Raw genomic sequence first — 24,326 nt, 5'->3', positions numbered from 1 at the left:
AAGTCATAACTATGAGAGGAGTATATTTTTAATCCTCTTTTTTTATAATTAGGTTTTGGTAGTTAAAAGGTATTTCAATATTTTCCTTATCAAATCGTTCTTTGATGGAACGGAGTAAATCACAATACATACTAAATCCATTGGCCGTATTATCTGCGTAAGCCCATGCTTTTAATGTAACGGACGAGTTTGCTAATGCAATAACCCTGGATGTTACTTCTGGAATGCCGTTTTCTATATCCTCTGGTGTTCTAATATCGATGTGGAGCGGATGTTTTTTAATCTCCTCTTCCATTATGCTTAGAGCTCTTCCTATATCAGAACTATAGCCAATACCAATTTCGATCATTTTACAGATTTTTGTGTCATTTAAGTTAGAATTCACGATCACATTCGAGCTTATTACGGAATTAGGAACCACAATCCTGTTATTTTCAAAATCCCTAAGGATCACTTGCCTTAAATTGATTTCCTCTACCGTTCCGGTATAGGTTTGGTTAAAAGTAATTCTATCATTTATTTTAAAAGGTTTAAATAACACAATAAGAAACCCGCTCATTATATTGCTTAAGGCCTGCTGAGAAGCCAGGCCCGCGACAAGCGATATGATACCTGCTCCCGCTAAAATCGAATGCCCCAGCGTTTTCATTTCAGGTATTTGAATTAGAGCCAGGGAAATACCTATAATAAAAATTATTGCGGTGATTAAGTTTGTAGCAAAAAGATAACTTGTTGGGTCTATATGCTTTGTTTTAACGAGCTTATTTATTTTTTTTCTGGATAAAAATTTAAAAGCCAGCGCTAAAGAGAAGGTTATTGCGATAATGATCCCTATTATTATTACGGTTTTAAAATCGGTAAAAAAGGATGTTGTCATAATTTTTGTTCAAGTTTCTTTAAAATTTCCAACTGCACTTCCTGACTTTCAAATAAAGTTTGTACCTGCTCCTGTATTAAAAGTTCAATCTTTTGGTTTAATGCCTTGATCTCTAATTCTGCCTTTAAATTGATCAAATAGTCATTTTCAGCTCTTTTTCTGTCTTTTTCTTCTTGCCTGTTCTGACTCATCATAATTACCGGAGCTTGCAGCGCTGCGATACAGGAAAGAATAAGATTCATTAATATAAATGGATAAGGATCAAAATTATCTCTTGCTGGGGTTAAGGTGTTAAAAAGAACCCATACGACCAGAACGATAAAAAAAGAAATTATAAATGCCCAGCTGCCTCCAAATTTAGCAACCTTATCAGAAATTGTTTGACCCCGGGTAAGTATTTCCTTTGGTGGGTTTAGCAGGTTGTTGGTGATTAATGTTTCTTCCTCAATCGCTTTCTTTACAATTTCCTGAAGTTTTTTTACCTGCTCAGATTTAGCTGTTAAGATTTTGTCTATGTCTTTATCCATCATTTTTAGAATTCGGTTATTAATAAATGCATCATAAGCGTATTAGTACTTGGGTATGATACTTCCCATAAAACTAAGGAAAAATCATATAATTAAATTAATGAAAATTTAGAGGAATAAATGAGTGTAGGTACTTAGGTTTATGTGCGTTAAGCAGGTAATTTATCATTTTTTAAGTTTAACATCTAATGAAATGCTATATAAAACTAACAAAATCGAAGAACCGGACTTTGATTTTTTATAAAATTATACTTGTATTTTAATCTTTTACCATAGAATATAGGCGTTAAAAATCCAACAGTGCTTTATCGGATTCTTGCGCTTATACATTTGGCAAAGCTTAGTGAAAATAGCTTTTACACCTTAGTCCTAATTTTTTAATTTACCATCCCATAGTTACAGACCAACGGTAATTATGATAATAATCCAGGTAATATGAATAGAACCGATCTACCTGGTAGGCTTGTGTGAGTTCAGGATATTTTTCCCAGTGTACGGCATCGGCAAAATTATTATTGTTGGGAATAAAAACGCTAATTCCTGAAGAATTTCGGATAGAAATGATTCCTCCTTTATAATCATTGGCATAGGAGGAGTAAACCGTAGGAGTGTGCAGATTAAGCGGAACGACCTTTGCCAGAATATCTTCCCATTGCTGAAATATACCGGGGTCTGCAGAACTTAAGCTGGAAATATAGCTGCCCAAATCATAATAAAAGTTATAGTAATTACTATCATAATTAGTTACTTGTTTTGTATTTATTGGCTGTCCTTTAGATTTTTCGGCCTGGATAATTGCTTTTGTCGCCTCGGCAAGAAAATCCAATTCACTACTTTTAATAACCGAAATTGCTATGCCATACGGATATTTGTTGGTGGTACTAATAGTCTTTGTCGTAGTTGCCGCAGAATTTTTAATATTAAACTTGCGGCTAGGGACTTCTTCGTTCAAACCCTTATCGTAATTTTCGGAATATTCCAGATAATAGGCCTCCGCAATTTGTTCAGCGGTTCTAGTCTCAGAAAATAGCGCGGGCACCATATCTGCGTAATTAGCACCATAGGCGGGAACTTCAGTAACAGAAGCTATAAAATAATCGGCGGTATTTTTTAATTCGTAGGCTACTTCGATACTTTGCATATCACAGGCGTCAAAAAGAATAAAATCAAATTTAGGAAATTCTTCCAGTGTTTTCCTTAAGTCTAAAATATCCATTCGTTTGCCTTCGCCATACATATTATTATCCCTATCTTCTCCAAAAGCTCTAGAATTAACCGTTGTTTTTGCCTGGTCAGTAGCCGGAAGCCAACCGTCGCCGTGCGACCAAAAGCTCAGCCCGTAAGATTTAGCTTCGTATTCCTCTAAAACCTGACCAATAATATAAGACATAACTTCTTTGCTTACCGAATTATGCTCGGTATAATTATAAATGGTATCGGTAATTACCTGTGAACCCTGTTTTTTGATCTGGAGTAAGCGGGGGGTAGAATAATCATCAATATATACCAGCAGGTTATTAAGTTCTGGTTGGTCTACATTTTTATACCCCATAATCATTTCTTCAATATCCCGGCTGGCATAAGCACTTAAATTGTTATCGGCTACAATATAAATAAGGTTGGTGCGATTTGCGATACTATTGGGTAGCGGCTCCTGATCATCATTTTTATGGCAGGCACTAAATAAAGCAGTAAGGAAGAAGGCGAAAAGCAATAAATTTTTATTCATAATTTGTAGTATGGTCTTAGCAGCAAGAACTGTAATTTAAAACAAGGAATAGAATGACAAACATACATAAAGCCTGGCTGAAATGATATCATTCCTAATAAAAATTCGATGTTCTACTATCCTTATTGCTTAGTTATTCTACCGGAATTGATATAGGGACAATGTTGGGCTAATTTTTTGAAGTTCAAGCATTCTAAAAACACTCTTCCGTCTTATAAATTCAAAATACAGCCATCTGCCAATCTAACGGGTACTCATAAAATTTTCTATAAAGATAAATTAATGCTAAAAAATTAAACCTCTCGTAAAATAAGCAAAAAGGGATAGTGTGAACTGCCATATTTGGTGGTTGAGAATTTGGAACAGAGAAATCTCGAAATAAAAGATCATGTAACAATAAATGTTTTAAGAATTTATTCCTGAGTAGTTTACTATGAAAATATATGAGGACTTATTTCTTTAAGTTTCAAGTATGTTATTTTGAACTTTAAAATTTTCCTGTTAGATGAAACCAAAAACCGGTCAATTAAAAAATATATGAAAACGCTTAAATAATAAACTTAAGCGTTTCTACACCTGAGCTGCATATTCTTAAGAAATCAAAATGGCTACCTTAAGATTTAGCAGGTATTAAAATCTTAAAAATAGTAGATACTACATCAAATTGCTACTATAACAATTTATAATAAATATAACTTAAAGCAGTTTTTTTGATTAAAGGCTTGGAATATAGGTTTATAGCTTCTGTAAATCAATTATGTATAGCCTAAAACCTGATAATAATTGAGAAAAAAATAACAGTTTATTTTAACCGTATTTTTTGGGGATTCATTGGGGTATTGGAAAATAAATAGAAAAAATTAATAAACGTTTAGCAAAACAGGATCTGTTTTTAGTAAAAAAAATTAGGATATTGGATTTTTATTAATGTTTATATGATAATCCATAATTTTTGGCCATATGCATATCAACTATAACCTATGCATTCTATAGGTTATTCACTTAGTGTTTTTTATTATTATTTACTTGAGAAGTAGATGATTACGAAAAAAACTCAGTCCACCAGCTGGGTTTTTACGTAAGTATTATTAAACAAAAAAAGGATTTTTTATTGTAGATAATCAATCGTAGTAAGGCAATCCTAGAACAAGTTTTTCAAAAACGGAAATCTATAGGAATGCTCTTGCTTAGATGGTCCAGGTTATTATTATCAAAATTTAATTTTGTATTTATCAGATGGTACATGATTACTTTTTTCAAAGCGCTCATATTAAAATACTTTTATTTTTAGTTTCGGTTTTATCCTTGTCATCTCCTTTCTATGGTCAGGAGGTATTTCAAAAACAGGATAGCTTATTATTACTTTCCGACAAAAAATTTGAGTTTTCTAAAGAAATGGAATCGATAGCATATGCTTATCAGGTGATGCAATGGGCAGATGACAATAATAATAGTGAATTCAAAGCAAAAAGCTATTATAAAATTGGCCGAGCGATGTTTAGTCTGGAAATGAATAAGAGCAGTTTATATTTTTTTAATGAAGTGTTACAGGAGACTTATATTAAAACCGACCCGATCCTGGAAGTTAAAACCAGGGAAAATTTAGCAATCAATTACTTGCATAATGGCTGGCAAGATCAATATTTTGTGGAACTACAAAAGGCTGAAAATATTTTAGATACACTAAACTCATTTCAATTAATGGATGATAAATATCTATTAAAGATGAGAATTGCTCTGAATTTAGGTAATTATTATAGTATTACCAAGAACCTTGATTCTTTAAAGAAATATATGAGACGTGCAGATCGCTATGCAGATTCTCTTTTAAAACCCCAGAAAACAAAGGAATATAATGATTATCTTCTTTTAAAAGGAGGATACTATCAGCACATCCATCAATCAGATTCAGCGCTTATTTTTCTGGACTCAAGTCTAAACAATGAAAACGACTACATTAAAAAATTTCCTCATTTTTATTATCTGGGTGAATTTTATTTTAAAGAACAGAATTATAAACTGGCACTTTCCAACTATCTTAAAAGTTTAGATATTATTGAAAAGCAAACTGCAAACTGGTCTCTTTATCCAAATATTTATAATCAGTTAGGTAGAACTTACCTCAAATTAAACGATACTATAAAGGCAAATTATCATAGCAAAAAATATGAAGAAGTTTTGGATAGTATATCAAAATTGAAAAATGAAAGATCAATTGCTTTATTCGATAAGTTGAGAAAAGTCTCCGAAGTCCCTGAAAGCTATGGAGAAAATGAAGATTCAAATAAAACATCTGTAAACCTTTTAGGTTGTGTAATTATAGCTTTATCAGGCTTCCTTTTTTATTTCTTTTTGATGACCAGGGCAAACTTAAAAAAGATCACTATAGCAAAAGAAAAAGAAACGAAGCAATTAAAAAATCAACTCAATCAGGCTTTTGAAGAAGTTATAATAATGGCTAAAAATAATGACTCTACCTTTTTGAAAAGATTTGAAGAAGTCTATTCTGATTTTTATAGAGCCCTTATGAAACAGCATTCCAATTTAACTATTTCCGATAAGAAATTTTGTGCGATGATTTACCTAAAATTCGATACAAAAGAAATTGCTAGATACACTTTTATTGAGCACCGGTCGGTACAAAAGAAAAAAAGCAGATTAAGAAAAAAAATGGGCTTAACTTCTGAAGAAAACTTCTACGATTATCTTACTAAAATTAACGATGAACATGAATTTTAGTTCTTAATTGATATTTAAATGTATGTTTAATCTTACAAATATTTATTTTTAATATTTTGATTATTAGCTTTTTAAATGATGGTCGTACTTTTGTCGCAGCTGTTTTCTTTACTTTTTACAAGTAAAGATCTATTTTTAAGTCAGTATTTAAATTGAAAAAAATATGTTCGATTAATAATAGAAGTGACTACATGTTAAGAATATAAAAACACTTCTACATATTTGTTATCATATTAATTTTTAATAAAACCTGAGTTAATTTTTCTCCCCATTATTAACTCCAACCTCTAAACCCTACTAGAGGATTAATTTATAACCTCCTAAATAGATTAGGTATAGATTAGTATTACTTTAAGTTTTATTCATTTAGGTAATAAATTGGATAGTTCCAATTTTATACTTGGCTTTAGTTTTAGAGCTGGGGTAGGAATATTATGTACATGCTAATCTGGGTTTTAATACGTCAAAAAATCTCAGGTGTATGAAATTAACTAAACTACTAACCCAATATGGAATAGCCTATTATTCTATATTTTTATTATTTCTGCTAAGTTTTTCAACGATTTGCTCTGCACAAGATATTAAAGAGCGAAAGTATGCAACTACTTTTCAAGCAAGTAGCACTGTACTTTTAAATAGAGATATAAAGAATGCAAATGCAGCTGTAGATCAAAATCTGGAAACTTATGCTCAAATGAATACCTTGTTATCTTTATCCGGTTCTTCAAGGGCTTCATTACGTTTAAGATTTGGAAAAGAACTTCCGGCAGGTACTCCGGTAACTCTAAAAGTAGGATCAGAGAGTCAATTACTATCCCTGTTAGACAATGTAACTATACAGGCCGTTAACGGTGTTGGGAGTGCCATAAATAATACAGGAAACACCGTTGGTAATGAAGTCCGCCTAAGCAGTTTAGCAAGTTTATTATCAGGGCCACAACAAAGAGAAATAACATTTATACCATCAGTAGCGTATGATGGGGTAAAGATCTCATTAGGAGGTCTAGCCGCAAGCTTCAATGTTTATGAGGCTTTTTATTATGAATATACCGGAGAAACTGGTTGTCCTGAAGCCTTGGATATATTATATGGTGTTAGTGGGAATGGCCTGGATGTAGCTAGTTTATTAAATGTGGTAAGAAATCCTTCAAATGCTATAGATGGAGATGATAATTCACGTGCTGAGCTAAGGGCGAATGTAAGCTTGTTAGAAGAAGCCTTTTTAGAAGTGCCTTTTAATAGAAATAGTTTACCTGGGGAATCAGCGAGGATTGTTCTGCAAGGTCAGGCTACTGGGCTATTAGATCTTAGTCTATTATCATCCTCAGTTGAAATTAAGGCCTTTTTAAACGGACAGGAACTAGCAGATATTGATTTAGGAAGTTCGTTAGTTAGTTTATCCTTATTAGGAGGAAGCTCTGATAAGCAAGTTTTGAGCGTGCCTATAAGTCAATCTTTTGATAAGATACGCATAAGCGTTGGTCGTGGATTATTGGAGACATTAAGTGGTTTAAATATTTATGAAATAGGGCAGAGCCCGTCAAAACCCGAGCTAACTTCCCCTTCCCTTGTGGGTGGCATTGCGGAATTATGTGCTGGTGGTGATTTGACTTTATCTGTGGTAAGCCCTATGCCGGGTTCCACCTATCGGTGGTATTCTGTATCCAGTGGTGGCAGTCCGGTCTATACGGGTACGGATTATGAGCTATCCGATGTTTCTTCGGGAAGCTATAGCTATTATGTTAGCCAGAGCCTTGCAGGTTGTACCACGGAATCAGAACCTACAATGATAAGTGTAGAAGTTGAAGCGCTTCCGGATGCACCGCAACTGGTAGAAAGCTCTATTGAAGTAGCCTCAGGTGGAGATGTAACTTTTGAGGTTGCCGATGCTGATACTGGCCTAACCTATAACTGGTATGCAGAGGGGGATACATCCACTATAGTCCATACGGGGGAGACGTATGAACTAACCGATGTAACCGCCTCGTCCGGTTATAGTGTAGTAGCGGTTTCCGGATCAGGATGTATAAGTTTACCCACGAGTGCGAACATTACCTTACTTGGGGATTTATTACCACCCAAAGTGGTACCTGCTACTGCGACGATTTCAGAAGGGGAGAGCGTAAGTTTTATGGCCAGTAGTGATAATCCTTCCCCTGTAGACTATGTATGGTTTGATGAGCAAGGCGATGAAGTTTTTGTTGGGGATCAGTTTACGACCCCATCCACACTGGTACCTGGGACTTACACCTATGAGGTAATATCACGGGATCCTGTTACCAATCAGGTCTCTACAGCAACCCAGGTAACTCTTGTGGTTGAAGCTATCGAAGCGCTTGTGGATTGTTCGGCAGCAAATGCACAGGGCAACGGTATTTCCGGGCTTTTATGTATAGGTTGTGGGGTAAGCAATGCGGGTAATGCCGTGGACAATGATCCCAATAATTTTAGCCGGTTGACCCTTGGAGTAGGGGTTAGTGGTTCGGTATATCAGGAGCTTATTTTTCCACAGTCAGGAGTTTCGGGCGACAGTATTCGTTTGGATCTGGCTGTTCCGGGAGGCCTTGCAGATATAGGGGTACTTGGCGGAATACAGGTGACTTTGTATAACGGGACGACCCAGGTACAACAATTAAATGTTAATGATGCCTTAGTGAACTTAAGTCTGCTGTCTGGCAATAGGTTCAATGCAATTTTCGAAGCAAAGAACACTTATGACAGGGTAGAGATCCGTAATATGGGATTGGTATCGGCCCTGACCAGTGTAGATATCTATGGCGCCTATATTGTGGTGCCAGAAGTGGAAGTCGATAATGATATCGTAGAAATATGTGCCGGAGAAACAATAAATTTTGATATCATAACCGAAACAGGATTATCATACTCTTGGTACGATGCTCCAACGGGAGGAACTCTATTGGCCACGGGCGGAAGTTTTACAACGTCAGAAATAAATACCAGCCAAATATTTTATTTAGAAATTACCCGGAATAGTTGTCTGATTCAGGAAAGAATTCCATTTGAAGTAGATGTACTACCAACTGCGACCGCCGGTGATCTGTTGACTACGAACTTCGATATCTGTGCTGGCGGCAGTGTAGAACTGGCGGCAAGTAGCTCAATAACGAATCCAGTATTTACCTTTTATACAGATGCTGATCTGACTATGGAACTGACCGACTTAGAAGTGATGCCCACGCAAACAACCACTTACTATGTAACGGTAAGCGGAGACGGTGTATGTGAAAACCTACCGGGTGAAGCGGCAATGATTACCGTTAATGTTAGCGATCCGGGAACCCCTACAACGGATATGGCTACCCAAAGTTTTTGTGGAGAAGCCACGGTAGCCGATTTGATGACCAATGAAGGCAATGTGGTATGGTATGCTGATGAAGAAGGGGATACCTTACTCGATGATACAGAAGTTCTGGTAGATGGAATGACCTATTATGCTGGTTTTGATCCATCCAGTGGCTGTGCAAGTAATGACTTATTAGCGGTAAGGGTGGAGATTCAACCAACTGCGACCGCCGGTGATCTGTTGACTACGAATTTCGATATCTGTGCTGGCGGCAGTGTAGAACTGGCGGCAAGTAGCTCAATAACGAATCCAGTATTTACCTTTTATACAGATGCTGATCTGACTATGGAACTGACCGACTTAGAAGTGATGCCCACGCAAACAACCACTTACTATGTAACGGTAAGCGGAGACGGTGTATGTGAATACCTACCGGGTGAAGCGGCAATGATTACCGTTAATGTTAGCGATCCGGGAACCCCTACAACGGATATGGCTACCCAAAGTTTTTGTGGAGAAGCCACGGTAGCCGATTTGATGACCAATGAAGGCAATGTGGTATGGTATGCTGATGAAGAAGGGGATACCTTACTCGATGATACAGAAGTTCTGGTAGATGGAATGACCTATTATGCTGGTTTTGATCCATCCAGTGGCTGTGCAAGTAATGACTTATTAGCGGTAAGGGTGGAGATTCAACCAACTGCGACCGCCGGTGATCTGTTGACTACGAATTTCGATATCTGTGCTGGCGGCAGTGTAGAACTGGCGGCAAGTAGCTCAATAACGAATCCAGTATTTACCTTTTATACAGATGCTGATCTGACTATGGAACTGACCGACTTAGAAGTGATGCCCACGCAAACAACCACTTACTATGTAACGGTAAGCGGAGACGGTGTATGTGAAAACCTACCGGGTGAAGCGGCAATGATTACCGTTAATGTTAGCGATCCGGGAACCCCTACAACGGATATGGCTACCCAAAGTTTTTGTGGAGAAGCCACGGTAGCCGATTTGATGACCAATGAAGGCAATGTGGTATGGTATGCTGATGAAGAAGGGGATACCTTACTCGATGATACAGAAATTCTGGTAGATGGAATGACCTATTATGCTGGTTTTGATCCATCCAGTGGCTGTGCAAGTAATGATTTATTAGCGGTAAGGGTGGAGATTCAACCAACTGCGACCGCCGATGATCTGTTGACTACGAACTTCGATATCTGTGCTGGCGGCAGTGTAGAACTGGCGGCAAGTAGCTCAATAACGAATCCAGTATTTACCTTTTATACAGATGCTGATCTGACTATGGAACTGACCGACTTAGAAGTGATGCCCACGCAAACAACCACTTACTATGTAACGGTAAGCGGAGACGGTGTATGTGAAAACCTACCGGGTGAAGCGGCAATGATTACCGTTAATGTTAGCGATCCGGGAACCCCTACAACGGATATGGCTACCCAAAGTTTTTGTGGAGAAGCCACGGTAGCCGATTTGATGACCAATGAAGGCAATGTGGTATGGTATGCTGATGAAGAAGGGGATACCTTACTCGATGATACAGAAATTCTGGTAGATGGAATGACCTATTATGCTGGTTTTGATCCATCCAGTGGCTGTGCAAGTAATGACTTATTAGCGGTAAGGGTGAATTTAGCTACAAACATAGCACCAACTATAGATGGTCTTTTAGACGGAATTTGTTTAATGCAGGAAGTAACTTACACTACCGATTCCGGTAAAGAAGATTACTTGTGGGATATTGATGGAGGTGAAATTGTAGCTGGCGGAGAATTGTCTGATAATTCAGTTACCGTAAGATGGACAAGCCTTTTAAATACTTCAGTAAGTGTTTCATACATGGATACTGGTAATTGCTCAACAGAACTTATGGAAATGATTGATGTGAACGTAGTCAACTGTTCAGACCTTGCATTGAGTATTTCCGTAGATAACCTCTCGCCAATGATTGGTGATGATATTACCTTCACGATTAGGGTTGATAATCTGGGGAATAGTGATTTCAGGGATATCATGATTCGTGATATAATTGATTCAGGATATCGATTAAAATCGGTAACCGCTGCAATGGGCGAATTCAGTATGGTAAGTAAGGAATGGAGCATACCAATGCTAAGAGCCAATGCGTTCGCAGAAGTTCGCGTCACGGTAGAAGTGTTAGAAGGCGACGATTATATGAATATGGTAGAACTCGTATCTAGCGATCCAGTAGATATTAATGCCGCTAATAATGAGGCGCAAATTACAATTAATCCAATTTGTCTTCTTGTTTATAATGAATTTACTCCCAATAATGATGGATCCAACGACGTATTCAGAATTGATTGTATTGAGAATTATCCAAATAACAAGTTAGAGGTTTACAATCGCTACGGAGATCTGGTATATGAAACCAGGGGATACCAAAATGATTGGGATGGCACGGCAAATAAAGGTGCGATATTCACCAACAAGCCTTTACCGGTAGGAACTTATTACTATGTCCTAAAGGTAGATGGAAGAGGAGAAGTAGAAGATGTAAACATCCAGGGATGGTTATATATAATGAGATAATGTATCAATAAAATTAAATCTTAAAGAAAACATAGAATTATGAATACAGCTTATATATATAAAAACTTAAAATCCTGCTTTGTTCTCCTTATGCTCATGCTAACAAAAGAGGTGATAGCACAGCAGGATCCACACTATACACAGTATATGTTTAATACCATGTCAATTAACCCTGCTTATGCGGGAAGCACGGGAAGCTTGCAAGCACTATTGCTTTATCGTAGCCAGTGGGTGGGTGTGGATGGAGCTCCAGAGACTCAAAACTTTAGTATGCATTCTCCACTTCGAAATGAAAAAATGGGGTTGGGACTTAATATCGTGAATGATAAACTTGGTCCTTCGAGCGAAGTCTTTGCTGATGCTAATTTCTCTTATACTATTCAAACCGGATATTACACTAAGCTTGCCTTTGGAGTAAAGGGGGGCGCCCGTGTTTTAAATGTAGATTGGAGTAAAGGACGATTTTACGATCCAGAAGATGTACTTTTAAATAACAATATCGACAGTAGGATCATGCCTTCACTGGGGGCAGGTGCTTATTGGTATTCTGATCGCTGGTATATTGGAGCATCGATCCCCAATTTTATCCGCTCAGATTATTATGATGATATACAGGAGGCGGTTCTTTCCAATCGTTTACATTATTTCATAATGGGAGGGTATGTATTCGATATCAATAGAAACTTGAAACTTAAGCCTGCTTTTTTAGTGAAGGCCGTTAGCGGTGCACCGGTCTCTGTAGATGTATCAGCAAATTTTTTATTACAGGAATTTCTGAATTTAGGAGCGGCTTATCGTTGGAACGACTCGGTAAGCCTGCTGGCTGGTTTTCAAATCTCCAGAAGTTTGTTTGTCGGCTACTCATATGATTACACCACTACAGATTTTACTAAGTATAATGATGGTACTCACGAGATTCTATTGCGTTTTGACCTTTTGAAAGGGAATAATAAAATTAAATCTCCTCGCTTTTTCTAATCTTAATCGCTATGAAAAACTACTATATAATATCGATTTTTTTGATTCTGGGTATATCGCTTCAGGCACAGCGTGTGAAGCATGCTGATCAATTATTTGAGGAGATGAATTATATAGAGGCCGCAAAAGTTTATGATGATTATTTAGAAAAAACTGATAAAAGAGAAATAGAAACCCTTAAGAATGCCGGGGATGCTCACTATTTTATTAGTAAGATCCCACAGGCTTTAAAATGGTATGCCCAATTGTACAAAATCCAGGGAGAGGCGATGGAAAACGAGTATTTGTTTAAGTATATCCAAACTTTGCGTGGTGTGCAGGATTATGAAAAAGCTGACGCGTTAGCTGAAATTTATTTAAAACGTCAAAAAAATCCTATGCTTATCAATCGGTTTAAAGAGCAGAGAAAAGAACTCCGCGATTTGAAGGAAGAAAGTTCAGATTACGTGCTTTATAATTTATCGATTAATAGTGAGAATTCAGATTTCGGTGCTGCATTTTATGGCGATCAGTTAGTGTATTCTTCAAGCAAAAAAAATAATGAAACTAGTAATAAAATATATGTATGGAATCAGCAGCCATATTTAGACCTGTATATCGCTGATCGCACTAAAAATAACGGCGAGCTTATAAATGAACAACTGTTTATGGAAGGTTTAGCTTCGCGTTATCACGATGCAACTATAGCATTTTCTAACGCATTGGATACCATTTATTACACCACTAACATGAGCAAAAATAACAAATGGTCTAATAAAAACGGGGTGAATAATTTTCATGTGATGCGAGGGCATATTGTAGAAGGTGAAGTTGAGGGTATAGAAGACCTAATTTTTAATAGCAAGGAGTATTCGGTTGGACATCCGGCGCTTAGTGCAGATGGGAAATATTTATTTTTTGTCTCGGATATGCCAGGGGGATTTGGAGATACAGATCTTTATATGGTTCAACTAAATCCAGATGGTAGTATGACACTACCAAAAAACCTTGGGGCTCAAATCAATACCGAAGGTCGGGAGATGTTTCCATATTATCAGAATGATGTTTTATATTTTTCTTCAGACGGGCATTATGGTTTAGGTGGTTTGGATATTTTCCAGGCTAAAAATTTGGGGGATTTTCGGTTTAGTGTTCCGCAGAATTTAGGAAAACCTGTTAATAGCAGTAAGGATGATTTTTCGTATATCATTGCTGAAAATCAAGAAGAAGGTTATATGTCGTCTAACCGAAGTATGGGTAAAGGTGATGATGATATTTACTATTTTACCCGTTCCTGTTATCAATTGATGGCGGGAAAAGTTTTGGATTCGCTTACTAAGAAACCACTAGCGAATGCATCTGTAATCATCAAAAATCAGTTCGATACCAAGATAAAAACGGTGATGACCGATAGCAAGGGAATCTATTTAGCACAAGTTCCCTGTAATAATACATTCTTAGTTACTGGTACCAAAAATAACTATTCTATAGCTGTAAAATCGATTACTACAGGAAATGTACACCGCGATACGTTGGATGGCGTAAACTTTCTACTCTCTTCTTACAACGATTTAGTAGAAATTGATGGAGATGAAGAGAAAATAAAGATCGATCCTATATTTTTTGAATTTAATGAATATGATATCAGGCCCAGAGCGGCAAAACAGCTAGATCATATTGTTTATGTATTGGAAAGTTTTCCCGAGATGAAGATTAAAATCGAGTCCCATACCGATTCCCGGGGCAGTGATACCTATAATTTATTGTTATCTCAAAATCGCGCAAAATCAACTAAAAACTATCTAATCTCGAGAGGTATTGCTGAAAACCGAATTGTAAGCATCAAAGGCTACGGAGAAATAGAAATCCTTAACCGCTGTGTTAATGGTGTAGAGTGTAATGACGAAGAACATGAAGAAAATCGCAGATCTAATTTTATTATCGTAAAATAAAAAAGAGCGCTTATGAAAACACAACATAAAATTTATCAATTTTTAATCCTGTCTATCCTAATGCTTTTAAGTGATTCAATTTATAGTCAGGTAGGTATAGGAACAACGAATCCCAAAGCTAAATTAGATGTTAATGGTACACTGAGGATCGGCACTACACCAATAGGGGGCCTGGCCAGTGCTAAAGATTCTATTTTAGTTATTGATGGACAAGGAATAGTAAAGCGGATACCCGCTGTTAAGGTAATAAATGCAGTAGGCAAGACCATCGTAAAAGGAGGAATGTCTACCACAAACGCCATATTAAGTTTAAATATAAGCTTGAATTCCTGGCAAAAATTGAGATTTAATAATACAGAATTTGATAGCAACTCAGAGTTTAATACAAGCAGTAATATATTTACAGCTAAGTCTTCTGGTATATATCGGATTGATGCAAAAATAACAATGAATCAAATTTTTATTGGCGATATAGGAATAGCTGCCGTAAAACGAAATTTAGGTGGCCAGGAAACTTATATTGCCAGAGACTATTATTCCAATATTCGGGTTAATCTGCTAAATTTAATAGATGTAGGAGTAAATCCTCCTTCACGGGTAATAAACGGGCTGGTAAGGCTGGAAAAAGGGGAAACTTTGGAATTTAGAATTCGGTCTACAGTAAGTTTAAGTGTACTTACTGACATGGCAGATACTTATTTTAATATAGAACAAATTGGCTTCGATAATTAATAAAGAATACCTGTTTTTTTGAAATAGCGTCTATCTAAGCGCATAAAAAACAGTGGAAGAGTTCGAAGGAGGTGATTAAGGCCAGACTCTATTTTATACCTTTCCTTTTTTATAAAAAAGAACGCATTATTCAGTCGGTATTGATAATTTGGTAGATTAATCATCTGGAATCAGTCTTTATATAATATTGACTTAAATTATGTTTGATGTTTTAATGATTTAATACAAAAACATTTTAAAATAGATAATTTGACAAAATAGTATTGCTTTTTGACAAATAAGTATTATCCCAACTTTAAGCATTTCTTTATATTCGAATAGTTTTTTCTTTGATATCTATTTGTTTGATTATTCAATTCTTCGAAATGAATCAATAATCCATCAAGAAAAATTTCACAGGATTAATACTAAAAAATATAATCGATAAAAAAATATAAAATGTATTTACTAAAACGTTTTCGTTTGAATAGGTTTATAAAATTTGTCGTTATGATTTTTAATTTCGGTATTGTATTTTTTTATAGTTTACCCCCTTAACCTTATGAATTATTTTAAATCCTACAGCCAATATCTCTTTCTGAAAAGAAAATATTTTACATCTTAATTTAGCAATTTTAAATGTTGCTCTTAGTTATAGACCCCACCCACCAAAACTAAAATTAGCGAAGTTAGCCTTTACTCGATAATCGAGATTAAATGCATTAATCCCGTTCTGATAATTATCAGAATGAGGATGTTATGGTAATGCCTTATGGTATCGCCCAAAGGTAATTTACTATAAATCATATTTATATAACCAACTAAAAAACTATATATGAAAGTACCATTACTTGCAATTATTTTATTGATACTACCAATATCCTTACTGGCTCAGGAAAATATACTGGTAACCGGTATGGTCACCGAAGCAGATACGGGCATGCCTGTTCCCAGTGTAAATGTTGTGGAGAAAGGAACCTCTAATGGGGTACTCACAAATTTTGACGGCGAATTTGCAATAGAGGTTCCTTCAGATGCAATTCTTGTTTTTAGCTTTGTGGGTTATGAAACCCAGGAAGTTGCCGTAAATGGCAAAACCGAATTACAAGTTTCGTTTGCACCAGCAACCTCAGCACTCGATGAAGTTGTGGTGGTGGGATATGGAACCCAGAAAAAAGCAGATTTAACCGGAGCCGTTTCCGTAGTAGATATGGAAAGTATGGGCAGACAGCCCAGTCCGCAGGTAACCGAACAGTTACAAGGACAGGCATCAGGGGTAACCGTTACCAGTTCTGGGCAACCTGGCCAGGCGCCACAGGTAAGGATTCGTGGGATTAATACCTTTGGGGACAGTACTCCTTTATATGTTGTAGATGGAGTACCTACACAAAATATCAATTACTTAAACCCAAATGATATCGAAAACATGCAGGTGCTCAAAGATGCCGGCTCTGCTTCTATCTATGGTGCTCGTGCCGCCAATGGAGTGATAATTATAACGACTAAAAAAGGAAAGGGCGGACTTAAAGTTAATTACAATGCCTTTTACGGTACGCAAATAGTTCCTAAAGGAAATGTTTACGATATACTTAATCCGCAGGAGCATGCAGACCTTAGATGGAGGGCTATGGAAAATACCAACCCCGGGGCAGGCATTACCGATAGGCAATATGGGTCTGGAGCGCAACCCGTACTTCCTTATTATATTTTGCCGGGAGGAGCCGCTCAAGGTGAAGTTGATGAATCTACATATTACGTAGATCCCTATTATACAAGTTCTGATGCAGTAAATGGCTTTAACCAAATTATTAGAGCGAACCAGAATGGCACTAACTGGTTTCAGGAGATCTTTAATAATGCACCTATCACCAACCATAATATCGCTGTAAGTCAGGGTGGGGAAAAAGGAAACTTCTTATTCTCTTTAAATTATATGAACCAGGACGGAACCTTGATCAATACTTATTTTGAACGGTATAACATCAGGGTAAACAGTCAGTTTAACATTACCGATAACTTTAGGATAGGGGAGAATATTTCTTTTTCGCTTTCTGATGGTAATCGAGTTGATGTAACCGGAGAGAACCCTATAAACCATGCCTACCGCAGTCAGCCAATCATACCGGTATATGATATAGCAGGGAATTTTGCCGGTACCCAGGCCCCATCACTAGGAAATTCTCAGAATGCTGTGGCTATTTTAGAAAGAAATCGGAATAATTATAGCAAAACCAATCAGGTTTTCGGAAATATTTTTGCAGAATTAAATTTTCTGGAAAAATTTACCGCAAGGACCAGCTTTGGAGGTACGTACTCTAACTCAACCGCAAAGACATTTGCATATCCCACTTATGAAAATGCGGAAAACACCACTTATAATCAGCTCACAGAAGATGCAGGTACCGGCTATAACTGGACGTGGTCCAATACGCTTCAATATCAAAATACGTTTAATGATCTTCATGACTTAACAGTTTTAATAGGTAGCGAAGCCTATTCCAATCAATATAAATTAATCACGGCAATTACTCAGGGTTTTTATTCTTTCGATCCTAATTATGTGAATTTAGGGACCGGCTCCGGTACACAAACCAACAATGGAATTTATACTGAAGATGCTCTTTTTTCGCTCTTTGGAAGGCTAGATTATACCTTTAACGATCGCTTTTTATTAGGAGCAACTATACGTAGGGATGCGACCTCCAGGTTTACCAATCCAAGACATGGGTGGTTTCCAGCAGCAAGTGCGGGATGGAGAATTAGTAAAGAAGCGTTTATGGAGGATGTAGATTGGATAAACGATTTGAAATTGAGAGGTGGTTATGGGGTAATGGGTAATCAAAATAACGTTGATCCAGCCAATGCCTTTATCACCTACGGTAGTAGCAGAGTATCTTCTTATTACGATTTGAATGGGACTAATAGTAATATCATAGAAGGTTTTCAACGATTACGTATAGGTAATCCTGGCGCTCAATGGGAGAAAAATATAAATGCAAATATTGGGATCGATGCCAGTTTATTCAACAGGAGCCTACAAATTTCAGCAGATTATTACCGTAAAGACGTGGTAGATTTATTATATAATCCCGAATTACCTGGAACTGCGGGAGTATCTCAAGCACCCTATGTGAATATCGCTAAAATGCAGAATAGTGGATTAGACCTTTCTGCCACGGCATTTTTCGATCTGACTTCAGATTTTAAAATGAATTCAACACTTACGTTTACCACCTATACTAATGAAATTAGGAATATAGCAGATGGGGTTTCTTATTTTGATGAAGAAGCTCGCAGGTTTAACGGAAGTAGTATTGTAAGAAATGCTATAGGACATTCTGTTGGACAGTTTTTTGGATATAATATCGTTGGATTTTGGAACAGCCAGGCAGAAGTAGATGAAGCCAATCAACAGGCACAACAAATTTTGGGCGATCCAAGCGCAGAGTATCAGTCAGATATAGGGGTAGGTCGTTTTCGTTACGAAGATACTAATGGGGACGGTTTGATTAGCAGTGAAGATCGTAAGTTTTTAGGAAATCCGAATCCAGATTTTACGGCTGGTTTAAATATTGAGCTCACCTATAAAAATTGGGATTTTAGCATGTTTTTATACGGTGTTTATGGGAATGATATTTGGAATCAGGTTACCTGGTGGCATGATTTCTATAGTTCTTTTAACGGGGCAAAAAGCTATACTGCTTTATATGACTCCTGGACCCCTGAAAATAATAATGCATCGGCTCCTATACAGGAAACAGGAGGCAGCTTTAGTACCGCAAATGTTCCAAATTCCTATTTTGTAGAGGACGGATCTTATCTAAGGGCGCGTAATATTCAGTTGGGATATAGCTTTTCGGATGCGTTTTTAGATCAAATAGGTTTTAGCCAATTACATCTGTATGTACAGGGCGCTAACCTTTTTACAATTACTAAATATTCTGGTATAGACCCTGAACTTACCGGTTCTGCCACGGCTTTTGGTATTGATGAGGGCGCGTATCCAACCCCTAAAAAATTAATTTTTGGTGTAAACCTTAGTTTCTAGTTTTAAAAAAGAGTGATATGAAAAAAACAATTTATATAGTTGCAGCAGGGATATTAGGTATGGTAGTATTCCATAGCTGCTCAGAGGATTTTTTAGATAAACCCGCTTACGGAACACTGGACAATAAGACTTTAAGCGATGAAAAAGGAGTAGAAGCGCTATTAATAGCGGCTTATGCGGCTTTAGACGGTCAGGATGAGGATAATGGTACTGTGCTCGCACTGGGTGGAGGATCTCCCTGGGAAGCCGCGCCTTCTAATTGGATTTACGGTGATATTAGCGGAGGTGATGCCCATAAAGGAAGTGACGGAGGGGATCAACCAGCAATAAATTCTATAGCAACTTATAGTGTAGATGCCAGTAATGGCTTTTTTAATTCGAAATGGAAAGCGGTTTACGAGGGGGTAACCCGAGCTAATTCCGTATTAAAAGTATTGAATGAAACCGAAGGGATAGCCGAGGATGTTAAAGCAAATATATCAGGACAGGCACGTTTTTTAAGAGGGCATTATTATTTTGAATTGAAAAAGATGTTTGATATGGTGCCCTGGATCGATGAGACTACAGAAGATTATTATGTCTCTAACGATATGGATATTTGGCCATATATTGAAGAAGACTTCAAATATGCTTATGAAAATCTTCCTGAAACACAAACTGAAATAGGGCGTGCCAATAAATGGGCTGCTGCGTCCTATCTTGGTAAAACCTATCTTTTTCAGGATAAATTTTCTGAAGCTAAAGAAATATTTACCGAGGTTATTAGTTCTGGAAAAACCTCTGGAGGTTTAGCCTATGCTTTGTTAGACAATTATCACCATAATTTTAATGCCTTATATGAAAATGGTAGTGAATCGATATTTGCCATACAAATGGTAGCTAACGATGGTACCAATACAATTGCAAATGCAAATCAGGGCCTTATGTTATCTTATCCTTATAATAGTCCGTTTAGATGTTGTGGCTTTTATCAGCCTACACAGGATCTTGTAAATGCATTTAGAACTAGCGAGAGTACAGGATTACCTTATCTGGACAACTATAATAATACCCCTGTAAAGAACGATATGGGAATTCTTTCCAATGAGGCTTTTACACCAGATACCCAATCTTTAGATCCAAGACTAGACTGGACAGTGGGCAGACGCGGAATCCCATATCATGATTGGGGATATCACCCGGGTTACGATTGGGTAAGAGAACAATCTTCCGGAGGGCCTTATGCACCTAAAAAGCACATCTACTGGCAATATAATGCAGATGAATTTTCAGACCAGAGTGCCTGGGCACCAGGAAATGCCATTAACGTAAATATTCTAAGATTTGCTGATGTATTATTAATGGCCGCCGAAGCTGAAGCACAGGCAGGAAGCTTAACTATGGCTTTATCGTATGTAAACCGTGTACGCGGAAGGATAGCCGATCATCCTGATAGTTGGTTAAAAGATTATATAGATCCTGATAATCCGATGCAGGGATTTTCGGAAGATTATGCTGCAAATTATCACGTTCAGCGCTATCCCGATGGATATTTCACTTCTAAAGAGCAGGCTATGAAAGCAATTATGTTTGAAAGAAGGGTGGAATTAGGAATGGAAGGTCATCGATTCTTTGATTTGGTTCGATGGGGGATAGCTCAAGAGGTATTAAACGATTTTGTACAATACGAGGGGCAAATTACCACCGATGTTCGTGGAGCCGAATTTAATACTAACGATAGATATTTTCCTATTCCGCAGCGACAAATAGATTTAAGCACAACTGCAGAGGGGCCTACGCTTCAGCAAAATCCTGGTTATTAGGTAAATTTCGTTTTAAAAAAACTCCCGCTATTTAGTAGCGGGAGTTTTTTTATTCTTACCTAGGATCGTATAATAGTCCGCTTACATTTTGGTAGATTTAGAATTGCAAAAAAAGTTTTCCAGAGGAGGTCTATTGGGCCCGATCTTAGGTTTTAGATTGGTAATTTTAAGAAACAGTTTTTAAGAGTTCTTATCCTACCAACTTAAGTGAGTTAAACTCTTTACGATATTCGCTGGGTGTACAATGCTTATATTTCTTAAAGACCCGGTTAAAATGTGCAATATTATTAAACCCACAGCTAAAAGCAATTTCAGCAATGCTTGTTTCTTTTTCGATCAATTGTTTCGCTGCAAAGCCTAGCCTTAGGTAGTTGGTGTATTCAGTAAAGGTTTTTCCGGTTTTCTTTTTTATAAAACGGTTAAAAGAGCCCGGGCTCATGTTCATAAAGTTTGATATTTCAGCCAATTTTATTTTGCGACTATAATGATGTTTTAAATAATGATTCACAAGCGCTAATCTATTTACTTTAGGATTTTTAAACTGCTGGGGGGTAGATAATAAACACTTATTTTTGGAGATTGCCAGTTCATGTAAAATAAAAATAAGCTCCAGGATATACTGGATGCCAGCTGTTTTTGATAGATTTTTTATTTTTGGTGACAATTGCTTTGCGGTAGTGGGAGAAAAAGCAATTCCCTGGGTAGACTGTTCTAACATCCATTTAATAGGTAGCATTACTTTTAGTCCTAAAAATTGATCACCAAAAAGTTTGTTCTGAAAATGCAGGGATATTTCATGAATGCCTTCCCGCATACATCTGTGCGCCTCCCAACCATGGGCAAGATTAGGACCTATTAAGGCAAGAGACGGGGTTACAGTCTCTTCCAGGCAGTCTCCCACGATTCTTTTTAAACCTTCCCCGTTTTCTATAAAAGATAATTCATATTCGGGATGAAAATGTAGGGGTACATCTAAATGGTTTGCAATATTCTCTGAGATAAAAAAACCGTCCTCTGGTGGCAAAGGGATGTTTGCCCTTTCTGCATTTTTAGGGATTCTTAAAATCATGGTCGTTTTTGATTAATTGGTCATATAATATACTAAAAAAATGTTCTTTTATTTTGAGTAAGTTTTTTACAATTTTAAAAATCGGCCCGTTTAGAACTAACGAAAGATTTTGCGTTTAACTCAAGCTCTAAAGAAATTTTTAATGAGATCATAACATAATGGCTACGTTCAGTTAATTACTGGTTAAGATGGATTTTATTTAAGGATTTGAAGTCTTAAATATTTAAATTCAGGGGAAAATAAAAAATAAGTTATGAGTTTTATTGAAACAACTTCTGTAGAAAAAGAAAAACCCATTAAGCTTTTCTATGAAGATTACGGCAAGGGTAAACCGGTAATTTTAATTCACGGGTGGCCTTTAAGTCATCGTATGTGGGAATATCAAATCGAAACTTTAGTAAATGAAGGCTTTCGAGTGATTGCTTATGATCGTCGTGGTTTTGGAGATAGCGATAAGCCCTGGGAAGAGTATAATTATGATATCCTGGCGAAAGATCTACATGATATTATAGAAAAACTTACACTTACTCAGGTTTCTATCATCGGTTTTTCTATGGGCGGTGGAGAAGTAGCGAGATACATTGGTAAATATGGAACAAAAAAATTGCTGAAAGCAGGATTGATTTCTGCTGTACCGCCTTATATGTTAAAGACAAAGGATAATCCTGAAGGAATCGAAGAGGATGTTTTTGAGGGCTTTAAGAAAGAAATTAGAAAGGATCGCGCAGCTTTTTTAGAGAATTTTGGACAACAGTTTGTTAATTTTGAAGAGAACAAGGATAAAGTTAGTAAGCAGCAATTGCATTATTGCTGGACTATTGCAACTAAAGCTTCTGCAAAGGCAACATTAGATTGTATAGATGCTTTTGGATATACCGATTTTAGAGAAGATTTAAAAAAGTTTGATATTCCTACACTGGTGGTTCATGGTGACGCAGATGAAATTGTACCGATTAAAACAGCAGGAGAAAAGAGTGATAATATGCTCTCTAACAGTACGTACAAAGTAATTGAAGGTGGTCCTCACGGAATAGTGTTTACGCATAAAGAACAGGTGAACAAAATTGTGGTTGATTTTCTTAAATCTTAGAAATTAAATGTATAATCGATTTGGATGATACGAAAAAAGCCACGCAATTGCGTGGCTTTTTGATATTAAGATGGTTGATCTTATTAGTTGGAGGCTTTAGAAGCTTGTTCCATACCTTCTTCGATCATTCCGTAGAATTGGTCTAGTTTAGGAAGAACAACGATTCTTGTTCTTCTGTTTTTAGCACGACCTTCAGCAGTTGCGTTAGAAGCTACTGGCATGTAGTAAGATCTACCTGCAGCTGTCATACGCTTAGGATCTACACCAAACTCGTCCTGAAGAATTCTAACTACAGAAGTAGCTCTCTTTACAGAAAGATCCCAGTTATCCTGGAACATAGAAGTAGATATAGATTTGTCATCTGTATGACCTTCTACCATAAACTCGATGTCTGGTTTATTTTTAATTACTGTAGCAACTTTTCCAAGAACTTCTCTAGCCTGGTTAGTTACGTTGTAACGACCACTGTCAAATAATAATTTATCAGAAATAGAAACGTAAACAACACCTTTTTCAACATTAATTTCGATATCGTCATCGTTCATGTTTCCAATAGCTCCTTTTAAGCTTGTTACAAGAGCTAAAGTAACAGAGTCTTTTTTGTTGATCGCATCTCTCATGCTTTTGATAGCAAGATCTTTTTCTTTGATGCTTTCCAGAGAACGCTCTAAATTTTGAGCTTCTTTCTTAGAAAGTGTTGCAAGATCACCAACATTGTTTAGTAAAGCAGCATTTGTATTGTTAAGAACTTTAATCCTTTCAGTCATTTCGTCTTTACTTTCAAGACAAGCATTTAATTTTACAGTGGCGGTATTAAGCTGGTCTTGAGTTTCTTTTTGTTTCGCTTCTAGTTCAGCGTATTTCTTATTAGAAACACATGAAGATAGCAAGATAGCCGCAGAGGCTGATAAAAGCATGATTTTTTTCATAACTTATTGTAA

At 36.8% G+C, this 24,326-nt stretch carries 13 protein-coding genes; 8 read left to right on the top strand and 5 right to left on the bottom strand.

Annotation, left to right across the window (positions count from 1 at the left end):
• Nucleotides 1–28 precede the first annotated feature (28 nt).
• The 3 genes from ZPR_RS14600 to ZPR_RS14590 form a co-directional block, all read right to left on the bottom strand.
• Nucleotides 29–877 (bottom strand): mechanosensitive ion channel family protein, encoded by an 849-nt coding sequence (locus ZPR_RS14600; protein WP_013072497.1) that lies wholly within the window; start codon nucleotides 875–877, stop codon nucleotides 29–31.
• The gene (locus ZPR_RS14595) at nucleotides 874–1,407 is read right to left on the bottom strand and encodes a DUF1003 domain-containing protein (protein ID WP_201765793.1); all 534 of its coding nucleotides are present in this window, start codon (nucleotides 1,405–1,407) and stop codon (nucleotides 874–876) included. Before ZPR_RS14595 ends, ZPR_RS14600 begins: the two co-directional genes overlap by 4 nt.
• Before the next feature lie 379 nt (nucleotides 1,408–1,786).
• Nucleotides 1,787–3,133, bottom strand: a complete 1,347-nt coding sequence (locus ZPR_RS14590) for a clostripain-related cysteine peptidase (protein WP_013072495.1) — start codon at nucleotides 3,131–3,133, stop codon at nucleotides 1,787–1,789.
• A 1,395-nt stretch (nucleotides 3,134–4,528) separates the two neighbouring features.
• Between ZPR_RS14590 and ZPR_RS22605 the strand changes: the two genes are divergently transcribed.
• The 7 genes from ZPR_RS22605 to ZPR_RS14555 all read left to right on the top strand — a co-directional run bounded on the left by ZPR_RS22605 (nucleotide 4,529) and on the right by ZPR_RS14555 (nucleotide 21,226).
• Nucleotides 4,529–5,872, top strand: a complete 1,344-nt coding sequence (locus ZPR_RS22605; protein ID WP_187288237.1) for a transcriptional regulator — start codon at nucleotides 4,529–4,531, stop codon at nucleotides 5,870–5,872.
• Nucleotides 5,873–6,353: 481 nt separating this feature from the next.
• Nucleotides 6,354–11,756: an Ig-like domain-containing protein gene (locus tag ZPR_RS14580; protein ID WP_013072493.1), complete on the top strand. Its 5,403-nt coding sequence runs from the start codon at nucleotides 6,354–6,356 to the stop codon at nucleotides 11,754–11,756.
• Nucleotides 11,757–11,795: 39 nt separating this feature from the next.
• Nucleotides 11,796–12,734, top strand: a complete 939-nt coding sequence (locus tag ZPR_RS14575) for a PorP/SprF family type IX secretion system membrane protein (RefSeq protein WP_041578963.1) — start codon at nucleotides 11,796–11,798, stop codon at nucleotides 12,732–12,734.
• A gap of 11 nt (nucleotides 12,735–12,745) precedes the next feature.
• Nucleotides 12,746–14,665 carry an OmpA family protein gene (locus ZPR_RS14570; RefSeq protein ID WP_041578962.1) on the top strand — a complete coding sequence of 640 codons (1,920 nt, stop codon included), beginning with the start codon at nucleotides 12,746–12,748 and terminating at the stop codon, nucleotides 14,663–14,665.
• A gap of 12 nt (nucleotides 14,666–14,677) precedes the next feature.
• Complete coding sequence (locus ZPR_RS14565; RefSeq protein ID WP_013072490.1) at nucleotides 14,678–15,397, top strand: hypothetical protein; 720 nt, start codon at nucleotides 14,678–14,680, stop codon at nucleotides 15,395–15,397.
• A gap of 814 nt (nucleotides 15,398–16,211) precedes the next feature.
• On the top strand, nucleotides 16,212–19,424 hold the full coding sequence (locus ZPR_RS14560; protein ID WP_013072489.1) for a SusC/RagA family TonB-linked outer membrane protein: 3,213 nt from the start codon (nucleotides 16,212–16,214) through the stop codon (nucleotides 19,422–19,424).
• A gap of 17 nt (nucleotides 19,425–19,441) precedes the next feature.
• Complete coding sequence (locus tag ZPR_RS14555) at nucleotides 19,442–21,226, top strand: RagB/SusD family nutrient uptake outer membrane protein (protein ID WP_013072488.1); 1,785 nt, start codon at nucleotides 19,442–19,444, stop codon at nucleotides 21,224–21,226.
• 190 nt (nucleotides 21,227–21,416) lie between these two features.
• Here the strand turns inward: ZPR_RS14555 and ZPR_RS14550 are convergent, their stop codons facing one another.
• Nucleotides 21,417–22,295 (bottom strand): AraC family transcriptional regulator, encoded by an 879-nt coding sequence (locus ZPR_RS14550; protein WP_013072487.1) that lies wholly within the window; start codon nucleotides 22,293–22,295, stop codon nucleotides 21,417–21,419.
• Between the two features lie 253 nt (nucleotides 22,296–22,548).
• On the opposite strand from ZPR_RS14550, the gene ZPR_RS14545 reads away from it, so the two are divergent.
• Entirely contained in the window at nucleotides 22,549–23,385 is an 837-nt protein-coding gene (locus tag ZPR_RS14545) for an alpha/beta fold hydrolase (protein WP_013072486.1), read from the top strand.
• An 83-nt stretch (nucleotides 23,386–23,468) separates the two neighbouring features.
• On the opposite strand, the gene ZPR_RS14540 is transcribed toward ZPR_RS14545, so the two are convergent.
• Complete coding sequence (locus ZPR_RS14540) at nucleotides 23,469–24,314, bottom strand: OmpA/MotB family protein (RefSeq protein WP_013072485.1); 846 nt, start codon at nucleotides 24,312–24,314, stop codon at nucleotides 23,469–23,471.
• Between the last annotated feature and the right edge of the window lie 12 nt (nucleotides 24,315–24,326).

It is taken from the genome of Zunongwangia profunda SM-A87, assembly GCF_000023465.1.
In the GTDB taxonomy this organism is placed as follows: domain Bacteria; phylum Bacteroidota; class Bacteroidia; order Flavobacteriales; family Flavobacteriaceae; genus Zunongwangia; species Zunongwangia profunda.
Note: the sequence above shows the minus strand (reverse complement) of the source record. Positions and strands in the feature narration are given on the sequence as shown.

Bases quoted from the DNA above. Each gene is read 5' to 3' on its own strand.
- ZPR_RS14600 (WP_013072497.1), bottom strand. From the start codon at position 877: ATGACAACATCCTTTTTTACCGATTTTAAAACCGTAATAATAATAGGG.
- ZPR_RS14575 (WP_041578963.1), top strand. From the start codon at position 11,796: ATGAATACAGCTTATATATATAAAAACTTAAAATCCTGCTTTGTTCTC.
- ZPR_RS14570 (WP_041578962.1), top strand. From the start codon at position 12,746: ATGAAAAACTACTATATAATATCGATTTTTTTGATTCTGGGTATATCG.
- ZPR_RS14590 (WP_013072495.1), bottom strand. From the start codon at position 3,133: ATGAATAAAAATTTATTGCTTTTCGCCTTCTTCCTTACTGCTTTATTT.
- ZPR_RS14580 (WP_013072493.1), top strand. From the start codon at position 6,354: ATGAAATTAACTAAACTACTAACCCAATATGGAATAGCCTATTATTCT.
- ZPR_RS14545 (WP_013072486.1), top strand. From the start codon at position 22,549: ATGAGTTTTATTGAAACAACTTCTGTAGAAAAAGAAAAACCCATTAAG.
- ZPR_RS14540 (WP_013072485.1), bottom strand. From the start codon at position 24,314: ATGAAAAAAATCATGCTTTTATCAGCCTCTGCGGCTATCTTGCTATCT.
- ZPR_RS14560 (WP_013072489.1), top strand. From the start codon at position 16,212: ATGAAAGTACCATTACTTGCAATTATTTTATTGATACTACCAATATCC.
- ZPR_RS14555 (WP_013072488.1), top strand. From the start codon at position 19,442: ATGAAAAAAACAATTTATATAGTTGCAGCAGGGATATTAGGTATGGTA.
- ZPR_RS14595 (WP_201765793.1), bottom strand. From the start codon at position 1,407: ATGATGGATAAAGACATAGACAAAATCTTAACAGCTAAATCTGAGCAG.
- ZPR_RS22605 (WP_187288237.1), top strand. From the start codon at position 4,529: ATGGAATCGATAGCATATGCTTATCAGGTGATGCAATGGGCAGATGAC.
- ZPR_RS14565 (WP_013072490.1), top strand. From the start codon at position 14,678: ATGAAAACACAACATAAAATTTATCAATTTTTAATCCTGTCTATCCTA.
- ZPR_RS14550 (WP_013072487.1), bottom strand. From the start codon at position 22,295: ATGATTTTAAGAATCCCTAAAAATGCAGAAAGGGCAAACATCCCTTTG.